General features: G+C 40.4%; 17 protein-coding genes. 9 read left to right on the top strand and 8 right to left on the bottom strand.

Going from position 1 to position 13,928, the window contains the following annotated elements:
• Window positions 1-9 precede the first annotated feature (9 nt).
• Both B2O97_RS00310 and B2O97_RS00305 read right to left on the bottom strand, forming a co-directional pair.
• Window positions 10-1,470, bottom strand: coding sequence for a tagaturonate reductase (locus tag B2O97_RS00310; RefSeq protein WP_286766646.1), 1,461 nt, complete (start codon window positions 1,468-1,470; stop codon window positions 10-12).
• A 190-nt stretch (window positions 1,471-1,660) separates the two neighbouring features.
• Window positions 1,661-2,632, bottom strand: coding sequence for a helix-turn-helix domain-containing protein (locus B2O97_RS00305; RefSeq protein ID WP_286766645.1), 972 nt, complete (start codon window positions 2,630-2,632; stop codon window positions 1,661-1,663).
• A gap of 95 nt (window positions 2,633-2,727) precedes the next feature.
• Between B2O97_RS00305 and B2O97_RS00300 the strand changes: the two genes are divergently transcribed.
• Window positions 2,728-3,225, top strand: a complete 498-nt coding sequence (locus B2O97_RS00300; protein WP_286766644.1) for a transposase — start codon at window positions 2,728-2,730, stop codon at window positions 3,223-3,225.
• Between the two features lie 44 nt (window positions 3,226-3,269).
• Here B2O97_RS00300 and B2O97_RS00295 read toward each other — a convergent pair whose 3' ends face one another.
• Window positions 3,270-3,485, bottom strand: coding sequence for a hypothetical protein (locus B2O97_RS00295; protein ID WP_115050329.1), 216 nt, complete (start codon window positions 3,483-3,485; stop codon window positions 3,270-3,272).
• A gap of 525 nt (window positions 3,486-4,010) precedes the next feature.
• On the opposite strand from B2O97_RS00295, the gene B2O97_RS00290 reads away from it, so the two are divergent.
• A complete protein-coding gene (locus tag B2O97_RS00290; protein WP_172462489.1) occupies window positions 4,011-4,355 on the top strand; it encodes a mechanosensitive ion channel in 345 nt (114 codons plus the stop codon).
• A 344-nt stretch (window positions 4,356-4,699) separates the two neighbouring features.
• Here the strand turns inward: B2O97_RS00290 and B2O97_RS00285 are convergent, their stop codons facing one another.
• Genes B2O97_RS00285 through B2O97_RS00275 form a run of 3 tightly spaced genes read right to left on the bottom strand, consistent with a single transcriptional unit; the run spans window position 4,700 to window position 7,076 of the window.
• A complete protein-coding gene (locus tag B2O97_RS00285) occupies window positions 4,700-5,299 on the bottom strand; it encodes an MFS transporter (RefSeq protein ID WP_262511822.1) in 600 nt (199 codons plus the stop codon).
• On the bottom strand, window positions 5,269-5,982 hold the full coding sequence (locus B2O97_RS00280) for an MFS transporter (protein WP_115050389.1): 714 nt from the start codon (window positions 5,980-5,982) through the stop codon (window positions 5,269-5,271). Before B2O97_RS00280 ends, B2O97_RS00285 begins: the two co-directional genes overlap by 31 nt.
• Window positions 5,982-7,076, bottom strand: coding sequence for a zinc-binding dehydrogenase (locus B2O97_RS00275; protein WP_286766643.1), 1,095 nt, complete (start codon window positions 7,074-7,076; stop codon window positions 5,982-5,984). Before B2O97_RS00275 ends, B2O97_RS00280 begins: the two co-directional genes overlap by 1 nt.
• A gap of 202 nt (window positions 7,077-7,278) precedes the next feature.
• On the opposite strand from B2O97_RS00275, the gene B2O97_RS00270 reads away from it, so the two are divergent.
• Window positions 7,279-8,172, top strand: a complete 894-nt coding sequence (locus tag B2O97_RS00270) for a sensor histidine kinase (RefSeq protein WP_070568121.1) — start codon at window positions 7,279-7,281, stop codon at window positions 8,170-8,172.
• 167 nt (window positions 8,173-8,339) lie between these two features.
• On the opposite strand, the gene B2O97_RS00265 is transcribed toward B2O97_RS00270, so the two are convergent.
• Together B2O97_RS00265 and B2O97_RS00260 are read right to left on the bottom strand one after the other, a co-directional pair.
• Window positions 8,340-9,026 (bottom strand): class I SAM-dependent methyltransferase, encoded by a 687-nt coding sequence (locus tag B2O97_RS00265; RefSeq protein WP_286766642.1) that lies wholly within the window; start codon window positions 9,024-9,026, stop codon window positions 8,340-8,342.
• Between the two features lie 221 nt (window positions 9,027-9,247).
• Entirely contained in the window at window positions 9,248-9,952 is a 705-nt protein-coding gene (locus B2O97_RS00260; protein WP_286766641.1) for a hypothetical protein, read from the bottom strand.
• A gap of 134 nt (window positions 9,953-10,086) precedes the next feature.
• Between B2O97_RS00260 and B2O97_RS00255 the strand changes: the two genes are divergently transcribed.
• From B2O97_RS00255 to B2O97_RS00230, 6 genes are all read left to right on the top strand, one after another.
• Entirely contained in the window at window positions 10,087-10,464 is a 378-nt protein-coding gene (locus tag B2O97_RS00255) for a hypothetical protein (RefSeq protein ID WP_075993542.1), read from the top strand.
• Window positions 10,465-10,547: 83 nt separating this feature from the next.
• Window positions 10,548-11,402 carry a FixH family protein gene (locus B2O97_RS00250; protein WP_159333139.1) on the top strand — a complete coding sequence of 285 codons (855 nt, stop codon included), beginning with the start codon at window positions 10,548-10,550 and terminating at the stop codon, window positions 11,400-11,402.
• Window positions 11,403-11,444: 42 nt separating this feature from the next.
• Window positions 11,445-11,936, top strand: a complete 492-nt coding sequence (locus B2O97_RS00245; RefSeq protein WP_159333138.1) for a c-type cytochrome — start codon at window positions 11,445-11,447, stop codon at window positions 11,934-11,936.
• Window positions 11,937-11,945: 9 nt separating this feature from the next.
• Window positions 11,946-12,332 (top strand): hypothetical protein, encoded by a 387-nt coding sequence (locus B2O97_RS00240; RefSeq protein WP_139145044.1) that lies wholly within the window; start codon window positions 11,946-11,948, stop codon window positions 12,330-12,332.
• Between the two features lie 40 nt (window positions 12,333-12,372).
• Window positions 12,373-13,239 (top strand): AraC family transcriptional regulator, encoded by an 867-nt coding sequence (locus B2O97_RS00235; RefSeq protein ID WP_070568102.1) that lies wholly within the window; start codon window positions 12,373-12,375, stop codon window positions 13,237-13,239.
• 487 nt (window positions 13,240-13,726) lie between these two features.
• A complete protein-coding gene (locus B2O97_RS00230; RefSeq protein ID WP_167450493.1) occupies window positions 13,727-13,900 on the top strand; it encodes a hypothetical protein in 174 nt (57 codons plus the stop codon).
• Window positions 13,901-13,928 lie beyond the last annotated feature (28 nt).

Genomic DNA, 13,928 nt, shown 5'->3' with positions numbered 1-13,928 from the left:
ATTTTGGTTCTAGTGGGCATTGATCTTTAGATATTTTTCAATTGCTTGCCCGATACTGTTGGCCTCGATAAATTCAACTAATTCCTGTACCAGGTTAGAAAATTCAGGATAGTCCGCGAATGATAGCTCCCAGATATCCTTATCGGACAGTAAGTCGTGAGTGGACTTTAAACCATTGATATACTGGCTCAGCTTGGGTTGGAGGTCGTCCTGAAAAACAAGCCTTCCACTGGCGGCTTCACGAATGACCAACAGATAAGCCGCAACACCAATGGCTAGACCCACTGGTGGTTTGCCCTGAAAGGAATACCATGGGGCGATCAGCGGAAACACACGCACTTTCATCTTGGTGGTATACTGTAAAACAATAGCATGCCAGCGGTGGGCAAGAAAGGGATTTTTAAAACGGTCGATCACCGCCCTGCCAAACTCTTCCCATGCTGCTTGCTCAATATGGGCATAATGCTGTAGTGTGGGGCCGATTTCGTTGAAAAGAATATGGCGGATATATCGGTCAAACGCAGGAACTTGGAAAAAGTCCTTCACATATTCTACAGAAGACAAAAGCGCGATGCCGCAGCATAGGGTATGGGTAGCGTTTAATAAACGTAGTTTAATCTCTTTGTACTGCTCGATGTTGGATACAAGTTTAACTGCAGAATCAATTGCTGCAAATGAAAGTTGTTTCTTTACGGTTTCACTGTCTGTTTCTATTGCCCAGAGACAATATGGTTCGGCCATAATAGCGAGTAGGTCTTCATAGGGGAACTTGCTGCTCGAGATACTCCCTGGGACGATACGGTCGACGAGTGAATTGCAAAAGTGATTGGCCTCTTTAATCCAGCTGACAAATTCGGAATTAAGATTTTGCCGTTCAGCTATCTTAAGGATGACTCTTTTAAGTACCTGTGCATTGTCGGGAACGAGTTCCGTCGGAATAATAATAAGTCCTTTGCTTGGATCGCCGTTAAAATGACGGAATCTGGTATAGAGATATGCAGTTACTTTAGCGGCAAAGCTTGCCGGAGGATTACCTCCGATGTCACCTTTATCTTCGACCAGACCTGCTTCTGTGGTATTGGATAGCAAGATTTCCATCTGCGGATTTGTAGCAGTTTCCAAAATTTCTGACCAGCTTTGCTGTGCCGACAATACCCTGGAAATGGAGGCATTTACTTGCTGACGATCGACAATCTTTCCATTTGAATAACCCTGCACGCAGAGGGTATATAGCGCATCCTGTGTATTGAAAGCTGAACTGTCACCTTGGGTAGTTGATTTTACAACCAAAATTCGTCCATTAAATAGCCCTGCCTGATTCGCCCGATGGATAAAATCATCGGGTAGTCCTCTCAAAAGGGAACCTGTCCCAAACTGAATCACTTTTTCGGGTAAATCGAAAATGGAGGAGTGGGGTAGATCTATATTGTGAACAGCTATATTAATCAAATTTTCTTTAGACAGCTTCATGTGGCGTAAGATTAGATTCTAAAAATCAAAAATGATGACGCAACTATTTATGACGCGCGCATATTTATCTAAGTACAAGTCTAACGGATCTTTATCTTATTTACAAATGAAAATAATCTAGCAGCCTTTATTGGTCGATATTGTACTATTTTTGGTCGATAAGCATCCTGTCTTCGAAAGGAATAGTATGCTACTTGACCTGGCTGGGACTTACCGCAAACTTTTTCTTAAATGCAGTACTGAAATGCTGCAGCGAACAATAGCCCATTTCAAATGCGATTTCAGTAACCGGTTTTTTACCCTCGAGGAGCTGGTTTTTAGCAAGCTCTAGACGCAGGTCGGAAAGATAAGAAAATGCAGTTTGATGGAATACTTCTTTAAATCCCCGTTTGAGTTTATATTCATTTAGACCGGCTATCTTTGCCAGTTCGATCAGCGAAGGTGGTGATTCCATATTTTTGACTAGATAATCGCGTGCGAATATAATCCGTTCTTTATCGTGGTCATATTTGAGGTAGGCGGAGTTTGAATGTTGGATAGTATTGAAGGACTCTGCTTGCAGGACAAGTAATTCAATGGTCTTCGAAAGAAAAAATAACTTTTTGAGATCGGCAGTGTAATTACAGTTCAAAATCGAATGAATGCAGTTCAGTTGGGATAGATCGATGTTCAAATTGGCTTTGGAAAATAGGATGGGCTTCCCTGCTACAATGCTATCGGCAAATCGTTTAAGAGATTCGTTTCCATTTTTTGATATATCCAAAAAAGCATCCTTCTGTAATTGGATCATAAAGGATTTCATTTTTAGTTCATCAAACCTCATTTTACCGGAAGCCTGTGTGCCGTAAAACAAATTGTGCTGATTTTTTTTCAGTTCAAAAGCACCATTCATCCCATCCTGTTGGATCGATGTGCTCCCTTGTAGGTTAAAATGCATGCTTACCAGTTCGGTATCGCCTGTCCAGTCAAGTTCAACGGGCCTGTCGAGGTCGGCTTCAGTATACAGGATTTTGATCCCATCAAAAATCCACTGTTTTGACGAGAGCTCACCATTAGATAGCTTGATTTTAAAGACCTCATCTTTAAAATCACTGCCCTTAAAGCTTTCTTCGTCAAAGGCCATTTTAAATGGCTTTCCTTCGTTGGTGAATTCAAATCCCATGGTTCCCTAATTTACTAGTTTTACTCCTTTTTTTGCAAGTTGATGCGATGGAAGCGAGGTAGTTTTGTATAGAAAATTAACGATAATTCCTCAACATGCAAAATACTTTTACATTCTCCAAAGCTACCCATTGGCTATTTTATTCAATTTGTGCATACTTTCTGATGAATGGCGCCCAGCTTTGGGAGACAGCGCTCATGGTGCCTGCGTGGACAGTAGCGCCGCCTTCTTCTCTGATTGTTTTTCAGAAGCCATATGCCCTGGATTTTAAGGTTTTCTGGATTGTCATGCACAGCCTACATGAAATTATCTTTATCGTCGCTTTATGTTATAATTGGAAAATAAAAAAGCGCCGGAATTTGATGGTCGCCGTGTTTTTGGCCCATCTGAGCGTTCGGATTTGGACCTTGATCTACTTTGCGCCCACCCTGATGGAATTTCAGCGATTGCCCTACAGCGATACCGTGGACCTGATCCTGAAAGAGAAAGCCATGCAGTGGCGCAATCTCAATATTGTGCGTGTGGTCCTATTTTTTATGCTCAACTTTTTATTGATCTGCGTATTGAAAATAAAAGAAAAAGACGATGAATAAAAATACAAATATTATCCGTGTCGGAGCGATACCGCTGAAAAATATCAGACAGCAGCCTCCTCTTCCTGTAACCGATTAGTTTGTTGTCTTTTAATATCTTTGATGCCTTTACTCCCCAGCCATTCCATAAAATGATCGGGATTGTCCGGTATAAAATGGATTACCTGACCATTTTTAAGAAGTAAAGAAAATATACCGCAATTAGCGATGAATTTAATGATTTCATCAGAACGATGTTTCAATAGTGAAAAATATTCCATTAAGTTTGGTTCGTTTTTTTCTTTAAAAAATAGGTTGGGTAAGATTACCCAAAATATGCGTTAAATGGTTAATTTAAACGATTGCATAAATCAACTCAAAGATGTGAAATATTGTTGATATTTCTTCAAAAGATGAAAAATTATAAGAAATTATTTTTTTCCGTTAAATTGTTTTTCGTAGCGTGCTGATCGCTGCATTGTATAGGCCTTCCCGAAAGGCTTTTCCCATAGACTTGCTGTTTTCGTTCGAAAGGTTGGCTTTGAATCTTTAGCTAAAATCAATTAGAGATGTCCTTGATAACAGGTTTTAAACATTTTTACCCTTCTTTTAATTATTCGTTGCAAAGCCTTTTTGCGGAAAGCCATAGTTTTGCTTTGTAACCAATTGGCGAATAGCCGGTCCATTTTTTAATCAAGGATCGGTAAAATCAAAAATAAAATTCTAATGATGCATCGTATGGATGCAAAGTTATTAAGTATGGACCTGCTTAAATAGGCGGGCACCAAAAAAAAATAACCAAGTACTTGCCTCTCGGGGCAAAAAAACGTCTCTGCATTCGGCTTGAGGTAAAATATGGGGTAGATCTTGAAAGGGTAACTCAGTTGCTCAAAAAAATAATGGATGAGGACGAGCAGATTCTCTCTTCTGGGGGTACTGCTGTGCAGTTTGCACAGGTAACCTCACAGGCAGTGGTGGTCGAACTCTATTTTTGGGTCAGAATATCTAAAGACGGTGGTAGTGTCAAGAGCGGACTATTAACCAAGATTTATAACGCGTTTGCTGATGAAGGTATCGATATGGCTTTGCCGATTCAACAGGTAATGCTCAATCAAACCAATAGCGAAACAAAAGTGAAACCCAATCATTAAAGTTGCTCTGCCTGATCAAATAGAGAAGATTATTTTACCATGTTATTGACTGATGGTCGCATCAGCACATTAGTTTACGAGAGTCAACTTTTGAAGAAATGGGGTAGAATGTCCTCCTTTGGGAAGACAGAAATCACTTAAGGAAATAATAAAGTCGGGTTGTTCGTGGTTCATTGCATCGATAAAGCTTTGAGCACGGCGGTCCCCATCCTGCATCAGATCGTAATGTAGATCGGTGATAACACCGAATTTTAAGTTCTGATGTCTAACATCAACTTCTCGGTTGGAGCTGTGTCAAAGTCGGTACGCATTTTTGCAAGTTTTTAAGAATTTTTTTCGGTTTATCATGGCTTTTTATTTGATATTGATTTTGGACTTCGGACAAAACCAATGATTGTTGCACATATCGCACATATCAATGCAACAAAAAGAAATATATTGGCCGTGTTGCCTGTGTAATCTATCAGCTTACCAAACAAAGGTTCACCAACGGCCGCAAATACATACGCAAACATGTTCATCACGCCGATACCTGTTCCAACAAGTTTGGTTCCAAGCAGATCTGGGCTCAGGGTCCAGAAATTGGCTTGCGGACCATACACAAAGAATCCTGAGGTAAACATGAGTATGCCCATCAGGAGGTGATTGTGAATAGGTACCAAATAAATGAGAAGGGCAATAATGCAGCTGATCATCATACCCGCAGCGATCGATTTACTTCTGTTTTTGTTAAAGACGAGGTCTGAAATGTATCCGAAAGAAACAGCACCAAGGGCCATCCCAATGGGGATGAGTAAGGTTAACCACATATTGCCTGAAGATTCTTTGTAGTTGTTGCCTAAAAAGTGGATCGGTACCCAAAAGATTAAACCATACCGTGCCATACTTTGAAAACCGATGGCGAGCGAAGCGATCATAAAGTTGCGATGCTGAAATACATGCAGATAGGACTGCTTCCAGTTTTCTTGTTTTTCTGATGCTGCAACTTGTTCTGATGTGTCTTCCTGATCCGTGATTCCTTCTTTTTTGTCAGCAGGAGTATAGCCTTTTTTTTAGGGTCGCTGTATGCGACAAAAAGAAAGACCAATAATGCGCCGGCGAGAAATAGGATAGGATAGCGAAATAGGGTACGCCAGCTTTGTTCCTGTTGGACGAGTACCAAAGCCATCAGAAAGGTCAAAACGGAGGAGCTTCCGGCAGCCATGGTATAAAAGCCAAAAGCCTTGCCACGTTCGGAGCTGCTCCACCAATTGGAAATAAGCTTACCTCCTGAGCCCCATGCCATGGATTGGAAATAACCGTTCAGCGTCCAAAGAACCAAAATAGCTGTATAAGAACCAGCGAAACTGATGGCGAGATTACAGAGAATGGACAAGCCTCCTCCAGCGACAATCATCATTTTGGGACTCCATCGATCGGCTAGATTTCCATTGATGAGCTGGCCGATCGCATAGCCCATTAACATTGCAAAACTGATCCAGCCTACTTGCTGAAAACTGATGTCTAGCTCTTTGGCAATACCTCTTGCTGCCCATCCAAAATTGTGTCGACCTGTGTAAAAGAATAAGTAACAAAACATGGTTACAAACAACATTTTCCACTGATCTTTTCTAAATTTTCTTTCCATTAAAGCTGCTCCGTTGAGGGGTGGACGAATAAACCTGCTCGTATTGGTTTGTGCGTTAACGCATAGCTTATTGCATCATTGACTTCAGCAAGTGGGAATTCACGTTCGATCAATGATTCAAAGGGATACTTTTGCCAGTTTTCAATGATAAAGTCTACAGCGACAGAGAAATCGGTATAGTTGTAATTATGCAGTCCTTTGATCGTGAGCATCTTTCGAATTACTTTTTCGGCGTCTATCCCAGTAGCGCGCTGCTTAAACACGGCACCTACGAGAACATCATTCCCATGGAGCACCAATGTATCGATGCCAAGCTCCATCGCCTCTGGCGAGCCGCTCATGTCGATAAATCGGTCTATAACTGTAGCTTCTAATGCTGTGCTGGATGTGGTTTCACGTAGATCTATTGTAGCTGTCGCGCCAAATTTTTTAGCGAGTTCTAAACGTGCAGGATTAGTGTCAGAAGCGATGATACTTTTAGCACCCATTTCCTTGCACATGGCAATGCTAACCAGTCCCAATAATCCAATGCCTGCAACATGAATGTTTTTTTTCGTAATGGTCTCTGCCAGGCGAAGGGCTCCTGCCGAAGTAGCAACAGCACAATTGATGGTGGCAGCTACTGCAGGAGAGATATCTTTTGGAAGTACTCGTATGCAGGTATTTGGCCGTAAGATGATATGGGTTGCCAATCCACCATGAAGGTCATCCATTTCGGTTATCTGACGGTGACCATATTTGTAGATCTTATCGTTTTCCTGCGGAATCTCCGGCTGATAATTGGCACTATTGGGATCACTGGAAAAAACAGTCCAGGTAATTAGGTCGCCAATCTGTAGCTGATTGCCTCGTGCATCAAGTCCGCTATGATCAGAAGAAATCGCTGCGATAACGCCCACAATCTCATGACCTAAAATCGTAGGACATGGTTCGTTTCGCAACCCACAATAGGTATGAAGATCACTACCACAAAGAGTGGTATAGCGTATGTTGACCAAAATTTCGCCATCTTTCAAAGGTGGAATAGGTTTGCTCACTTTAGCGAGCGTCGTATTAGCTTGATCAAAAACGTAATATGTTGCTAGTTGTTTCATTTTGCATAAAAATACATAAGTTATGCGATACTAAACAAAGTTTATTTATACTATATTTTCAAATGATTAAGTTTTTGTGAATAAGGTCAACGATTGATCAAAATTAATGAGATTCGTTTTAAGGTAAATTTTTTAATTAGCACGTGATTGTTTAGCTTTGATATTCCATTAGTCATTATTATTAATTTATTACCTAAAAATTGTGCAAAGCCAAACTATTATTACTTTACTTATTGTTGGAATAGTCATCAGTAAAACGCTGATAGGTGTACTGATCTACTTTTTAATCCGAAAGAACCAGTTGCTAAAGGTCGAACAGCTCAAATTAACGACTGCCAACAGTATCCTCAGTGAACAGGCAATTTGTATTCATCATTATAATGAGGAGTTAAAAATTGCTGAGAGTTTCAAGACTAAAGTCCTATCCATTGCATCGCATGATCTCAGGGCACCATTTGCATCGGTCGAAATTTTGCTGGCGATTGATGATATTTCTCTCGTTGATAAGGAGGATCTTAAACTCATTTTTTTAAATCTAAAAGGTCAGGTGGCCAGATCGCGGACGATGTTGGAAGAGGTTTTACTTTGGACAGAATCACAACTTCGAGATAAGCTTGAAAATACAGAGAACTGTAATATTCGCGATCAAATTGATGCGGTATTGGGAATCTATGCGCTAGAAATCCAACGTTTCAATATACAGATCATAAATTCGGTGAATCCAGATTTTTGCGCGCATACACATAAAGGAACTCTCGCTTTTGTGCTAAGAAATGTGATTAGCAACGCCATTAAATATGGACGAGTCGGCGGTAGCATCGTGCTGCAATTGATCGATGACCAAAGCGATCGATGGGAGCTTACCGTTAGCAATGATGGGGAAGAACTTTCATCAGAAGTCCTCCACAATTTAAATTTTGTTAATAGCTGGGACCGTAAAAGATCTGAAAACAAAAATGGTGCAGGGTTGGGTATCTCCCTCTGTAAGGATTTGATCAAACGGATTGATGGAAAAATGCAGTTCGAGAATCAGCATGGTATAGGCGTTTCTGTTCGGATCTCGTTTCCGCGGAAGGCTTATCAGGCTGTCTCTTGATAACAATCAATCTACTATAAAAGCCCGATCTATATCGGGCTTTTTTTATGAAGAATTAAATGACAAACTTAGTTTTTTATGAATGATCAGTTGGTATGAAAGATCCGTAAACCAATCATTTTGAGTCTTTTCCAGACGAAAAACACCTCAAAGGTCTTAAAAAAGTTTTACTTCTTTAGAGCTTCTAGCATAAAAAGTCCTTCAGTTTCGAAAGGGAGTTCAAGAATACGATTTTGGGCATCCATATCGACTTTAATAGAACCAAATCCAACTGCTTCCAATAGTTCGACGTCTTTGGCAGGACGTTGATGCGCACTGATGTCCAATGCCGATTTGATGTCATTGATCTGATCGATAGCGCCCGATGGGCATTCATCGTGCCTTTCGGTACTAAAGACCGTTTTCCCAAAATCGGCATCCAGGTTGATCAGTTTTCCGCCCGGTTTGAGTACACGTTCCATCTCGCGGTAGCATTTTTCAAGATCGGGGATGGTCCACGTCATCAACCTGGTGAAGACGAAGTCAAAGGTGTTGGCTTCAAACTGTAGTACTTGCGCATCCATGACCCGATAGTCTACGCGAAGTTCTAGTTCTTGGCTGACGAGTTTTGCATATTCAATCATCTGCGGGGAGAGGTCAACGGCAGTAACCTCAAAACCCGCAAGGGTCATAATGTTGGCGAAATATCCCGTAGCAGTACCGACTTCAAGTACCTTATTGCCCGAAGCCTGGCTACGGACGGACTTGAAAAACGCTAGCCAGCGTTCGGTCTCCGGCCTGGACCAAGCTTCATCCCTTTCCTTGCGCCAGGAGCTACTACGGTCATTCCAATATGCTGTTATTCTTTTAATCATCGCAATAGTGTTAACAGGTACAAATTTATCCATTTTATCAGCAACAATTGCTGGAATTTATGTAATATCTCCGATCAGCTTATTTTGGATTTTTATTCTGCTTGCCTCAGCTGCGAACATAAATATCATCAAGCCAATGCACCAACGTAGTAATAAATAATAAGCAATACCTGTTGAATGTTATACGATGACGTGGGTGATTTTGCCGAGGAAAACAAATTTTAGCTGTTTTTTGATTGTTTCAGTTCATCAATCGTCCGGTTGTATCGATCATAAATGACTTTTTCAGACTCAAAATTTGGATTAGGTTTCCAATATTCTTCGATCTGAACCGTATTTTCCCTTAAGGTGGTCTTTGAGCTCAGTAGTGTTCCTTTTCCATGGACTTCGTTTATGTCAACAGGGTTGATGGAGGAAAAATGTTTTTCTAGCATTTTCGGGATTTCGCGAAAATTGATGCAATTTTCGTAAATAACGACCTTTTTACTTGTTTTTATCAAGGGTAAGAGAACTTTCTCTATCCATCCTGGCTTTTCTGACGCGATTTGCAATGCCGGTTGTGTCAGATAAAAGCTGAACTGCGCCTGGTCGTCGCTGTGGTAGTTGCTGTAGATAATGGTCTCGATAATTTCCCAGGAGATAAATTGGGTTGTTTTTAGCAAGGGGATTTGATAGGATAGGCCTTTATGATCGGATGTTACACTTTCCTGTTGGGCGATCTGTCGTGTTATGGTTTTCTCGGATACTCGAAATCCAACGGTCATACCGTACAGGATAATACCTGGGAATAGTATGAAAAGTCCAGAAACGACATAAGCTCCCACAACTTTGCTGTTATGAACCATCATCAATATGGTCAAAGCTATTCCGATGCAGATAAACAGCCCAAGTAATAATTTAATGACTGAAAGAGGATTAAACTTCATTTGTTCAAAGCGCGTGATTTTTAGCTAAATGTACTAAAACTTCTTGATGTTTTAGAAAACATTTGAGCGTTTTGAAAAGAGGCAGTTCGTTGCTGGTATGTCAATAATTAGTATATTTGCTGCACTAGCGATACATGAAAGCGAAACAATTGATATGGATTCTACTGCCGCTGATGCTCCTGCAGAGCTTCTCGTCGGTATGGCTATGGACTGTTTTTGAATTTAACAGAGATTATATTGCTAAGAATGAGTGTATCAATCGATTCAACGAAAAGGCACTTTCCTGTAGAGGACAATGTATCTTGATGAAGAAAATGCGTGAACATGAGGAGAAGGAACAAAAGAACCTGGAATCTCGTATAATCGACGTTGTATTTATCAATAATCAGCAATGTTTTAACCTTGATATCGCTTTTTTTGAAGAAGCGGCTGCGGAGACCTTACTTCCAGCATATCAGGCAAACTATAGCTATAGACCAATCTTTACTATTTTTCATCCACCTTTGGTTTAAGTCATTTTGCTTTTCGTACGGGCTGTCGGCATATTGACTGATGGCAGGTACTGTCTATTTTCAAAAGATTTAAATCAATACATATGAATTTATATTCCCGTGTCGGGACTGTCGGGGGCGTAATCTTACTGCTACTCGCATTTTCAGTTGCTTTTTCAACTTCATCCTGTACTGCCGATCATTCAAAAAAGAACGGTAAGAAAGCTACGGATTTTATCTTGCCTAAGGAATCCGATCTGGTCCGTATAGCGGATACTGTTTGGGATGTTACCAATTATACCATATATGCGGATGCCAAACTCAACAATAAATACCATACCATTTATCTGCGTTTAAGAGATACCTCGGGAATTCCGATCAATGACAAATCCCTTGATTTCTATCCAGAAATGAGTATGGGACGTATGAAGCATGGAGGCCCCTTTGAGCATCCCGTCGCGCTCGGCGAAGGCTGGTATAGCAGCCCAATGGTTTTTATTATGGCGGATATCCCGCAGATGGGGAAGGGCTGGCAATTACATACGATACGTAGTCAAAATCGCATAAAAGATACACTTGCCATCAAGATTCCGGTTACTGCAGCAGCAACCATGCGAACAATGAGCTCTGGAACCAGAGACGATAGCCGCGTATTTATTTCCTGCCTATTGCCTGATAGCGTAAAGCAGGGAAGGCATCCCATCCGATTTTTAATGAATAAAATGGATGGTCATCATTTTCCGGTATTAGATCATTATGTCATTAAACTAAAGACCAATAGGCCTACTACGAAAACGGGGTCTTCGGAAAATTTTGCTGCTGAAAGTACAGGTAATGGTTACTATGAAGGCACTGTTAATTTTTCTATGCCTGGTCGTTGGGAAGTCATTGTCGAACTATGGAAAGCGGGCAAAAAATCAAATCAGGATGATATAAAATATCTAGTGCAGGTCACTTAATACAAACAGAATTTATTTTACCAATATACTTAAACAATAAAAATGAAAAAGAGAATCAACGTAATCCTAGGCTGTTTCGGTTTTGTAGCTATACTGGCGTGTAGCGGAAATGAGGCGACAAAAGTCAAGAAGGAAAATAGTGCCCAGCAACCTTCCGCAGTTGAGTCTGGGACCATGCTCGATTATAAAACCGAGGGCCCAAAAGGGGTGGGAACTATTTCTTCCTTCGAACACAAACCTTTTGATGCGCAGCTTGCAAATAGGGGCGTAGAACTATTTGTGTCGAAATGTGCAATGTGCCATAGTTTTGATCGTACATTGGTAGGTCCATCGTTGGACGCTGTCATCAAACGTCGTACCCCGGAGTGGATTATGAACATGATGCTAGATCCGGCAACCATGCTGGAGAAAGATGCCGACGCGAAAGCACTGAGTAAGGAGTATGGGTCGCCAATGATTAGCTTGGGCTTGAAGCAAGAAGAGGCACGTGCCATTTTAGAATATTTGCGCGAACGTAATAGCACTACAAAATAGATCGGATCAATGAAGTCACAACACTGTAGATGGTGGTTTTGTATGACAATGGCTTGGGCAATATGTGTGCAGGCAACCAATCTGTTGTGGGCATTTATTGAATTTGAGTGCAATCGTACCTATATCGAGCAAAACCTCTGTGTCAATCGTTTTGAACCGGCAGTGAGCTGTAAAGGCTTCTGTTTCCTTAGCGAAAAGACGGTTGAACAAAAGGATGTGAACAATGTGCTCGCCAAAATGAAGGGGATGGAAATATTGGTCTTTGTGCAGTATGTGAAGGGAGTCTTGCTGTACTCTCCAATAGTACCTGATGTGAAAACTGTCTATCCGAAAGACTTTGTCTCCGATACCTTCGGAGGAATACTGCCTGAAGTTTTTAGACCGCCAATCATTTGATTATTCCACAAATATTTTTTCACAGAATAATCATAAAGAAATGGTAATACGAAAAGAGAAACTAGATTTTCTAAAATTAGAAGATATTGATTCCACTTCGCAGGGAATCGTTATTATGCCTATAGCAGCTTTTTTACAAGCTAAAGCAAATCAAAATACGCTCCACCTAAGGTCTTTTTATACCCTTTTGTTTATCAATAGTGGTGAACTGTCTATGGTAGCGGATCAGAGCGTACAGATTATAGCTGCCCATGATATAATCAGCATAAATTCAAATTGTGTGTGTAGTTTTCATGCAGGTTCGTCTGTAGAAGGATACAGTGTCTTATTTACAGCATCCTTTCTCATGGAAAGTCAGAACACTGCTGTAAGAAACTTCTTTCATTTTTTAAGGAGTAGATGTAAACACGCTTTTGTGCTATCGAAAGAAGATATCATCAGTTGTCTACATATAGTAAGTTTGATGGAAACAGCTTATAATTCAGTTAAATTAAGTGCTCACGGTGTATTGAGCCGCTACTTAACCATGCTGCTCCAGATTTTGGGACGGCAAATCGTGGTCGATCATGTGGCTGCAAAGCAGGAGGAAGATGACGATAAAATCCGGAGTTTCGAATCTTTGGTTGATAGTCATTATGCGCAGCAGCGTTATCCGTCATTTTACGCAGAGCAATTGAATATATCGATCAACTATCTTAATCGGATTTGTCGAAAAAACAGATCGACGAGCTGCGGTACTATTATCCGCGGACGGATACTATTGGAGGCCGAGCGATTGCTTTATCATACCTTTAAAACGGTAAAAGAAATTGCCTTTGAACTCGGTTTTGAAAATGTACCATATTTCAGTACTTTTTTTAAAGCAAATAAAGGAATGAGTCCTGAGGAGTTTAGGAAAAATTGTTGATGTAAATATGATTAAAAGCCTTTTTCATGTAGTTGAAAAAGGCTTTACTTTTCAAAAAAAATGTCCTGTAGCCTACGCAACCTTATTTTTTCTTTTCCGATTTTTCCTTACCATCAACAGGTAAATCCAATATAGCCATTAGTAATAGATAATAACCTTTTTCCAATCCCATTTTTTGTGCTTTTTGGTGTATCGTATCCATATCTTTAGTCAATTGTTGTTTAAATTTTATTTTGCTATTTGTGTAAACAGAATCAAATGCTGTACCCAAAACTTTCCCTAGGCTCGCTAACCGTATTTTTAGGGCATAAATAACGTAGAGCGTTCATTATTTGACAAAAAAATACGGACTGCTCAGGTATTTAATACAGTGAAAACATCAGATGAATCGGCAATTAGAAGTAAAAAGTACATGAACGTCTTTGCTGTAAAACATTTTCTATGCCAGCATTGTCATACTTACGATTAATAATAAAAACAGGTATTTATGAAAAAGATAATTCCATTTGCGCTCATGTCGAGTTTATTGATGCTCGTGTCGAGTTGTGCAGCAATTGAAGGTATATTTAAAGCAGGCGTATGGTCGGGCATCCTATTGGTTGTTGTGGTAGTCGCAATTGTCATTTGGTTGATCAGCAAGTTGTTTGGTGGATCAAAATGATTTTATGAACGGGATTTTCGCTATTTTG

It is taken from the genome of Sphingobacterium sp. UBA865 (genome assembly GCF_002295765.1).
In the GTDB taxonomy this organism is placed as follows: Bacteria; Bacteroidota; Bacteroidia; order Sphingobacteriales; family Sphingobacteriaceae; genus Sphingobacterium; species Sphingobacterium multivorum.
This window is presented reverse-complemented; position numbering and strand designations above follow the sequence as displayed.

What these genes read in the sequence shown, in the direction of transcription:
- B2O97_RS00310 (WP_286766646.1), bottom strand. Translation starts at nt 1,470, where the DNA reads ATGAAGCTGTCTAAAGAAAATTTGATTAATATAGCTGTTCACAATATA.
- B2O97_RS00305 (WP_286766645.1), bottom strand. Translation starts at nt 2,632, where the DNA reads ATGGGATTTGAATTCACCAACGAAGGAAAGCCATTTAAAATGGCCTTT.
- B2O97_RS00300 (WP_286766644.1), top strand. Translation starts at nt 2,728, where the DNA reads ATGCAAAATACTTTTACATTCTCCAAAGCTACCCATTGGCTATTTTAT.
- B2O97_RS00295 (WP_115050329.1), bottom strand. Translation starts at nt 3,485, where the DNA reads ATGGAATATTTTTCACTATTGAAACATCGTTCTGATGAAATCATTAAA.
- B2O97_RS00280 (WP_115050389.1), bottom strand. Translation starts at nt 5,982, where the DNA reads ATGGAAAGAAAATTTAGAAAAGATCAGTGGAAAATGTTGTTTGTAACC.
- B2O97_RS00275 (WP_286766643.1), bottom strand. Translation starts at nt 7,076, where the DNA reads ATGAAACAACTAGCAACATATTACGTTTTTGATCAAGCTAATACGACG.
- B2O97_RS00265 (WP_286766642.1), bottom strand. Translation starts at nt 9,026, where the DNA reads ATGATTAAAAGAATAACAGCATATTGGAATGACCGTAGTAGCTCCTGG.
- B2O97_RS00260 (WP_286766641.1), bottom strand. Translation starts at nt 9,952, where the DNA reads ATGAAGTTTAATCCTCTTTCAGTCATTAAATTATTACTTGGGCTGTTT.
- B2O97_RS00255 (WP_075993542.1), top strand. Translation starts at nt 10,087, where the DNA reads ATGAAAGCGAAACAATTGATATGGATTCTACTGCCGCTGATGCTCCTG.
- B2O97_RS00250 (WP_159333139.1), top strand. Translation starts at nt 10,548, where the DNA reads ATGAATTTATATTCCCGTGTCGGGACTGTCGGGGGCGTAATCTTACTG.
- B2O97_RS00245 (WP_159333138.1), top strand. Translation starts at nt 11,445, where the DNA reads ATGAAAAAGAGAATCAACGTAATCCTAGGCTGTTTCGGTTTTGTAGCT.
- B2O97_RS00240 (WP_139145044.1), top strand. Translation starts at nt 11,946, where the DNA reads ATGAAGTCACAACACTGTAGATGGTGGTTTTGTATGACAATGGCTTGG.
- B2O97_RS00235 (WP_070568102.1), top strand. Translation starts at nt 12,373, where the DNA reads ATGGTAATACGAAAAGAGAAACTAGATTTTCTAAAATTAGAAGATATT.
- B2O97_RS00230 (WP_167450493.1), top strand. Translation starts at nt 13,727, where the DNA reads ATGAAAAAGATAATTCCATTTGCGCTCATGTCGAGTTTATTGATGCTC.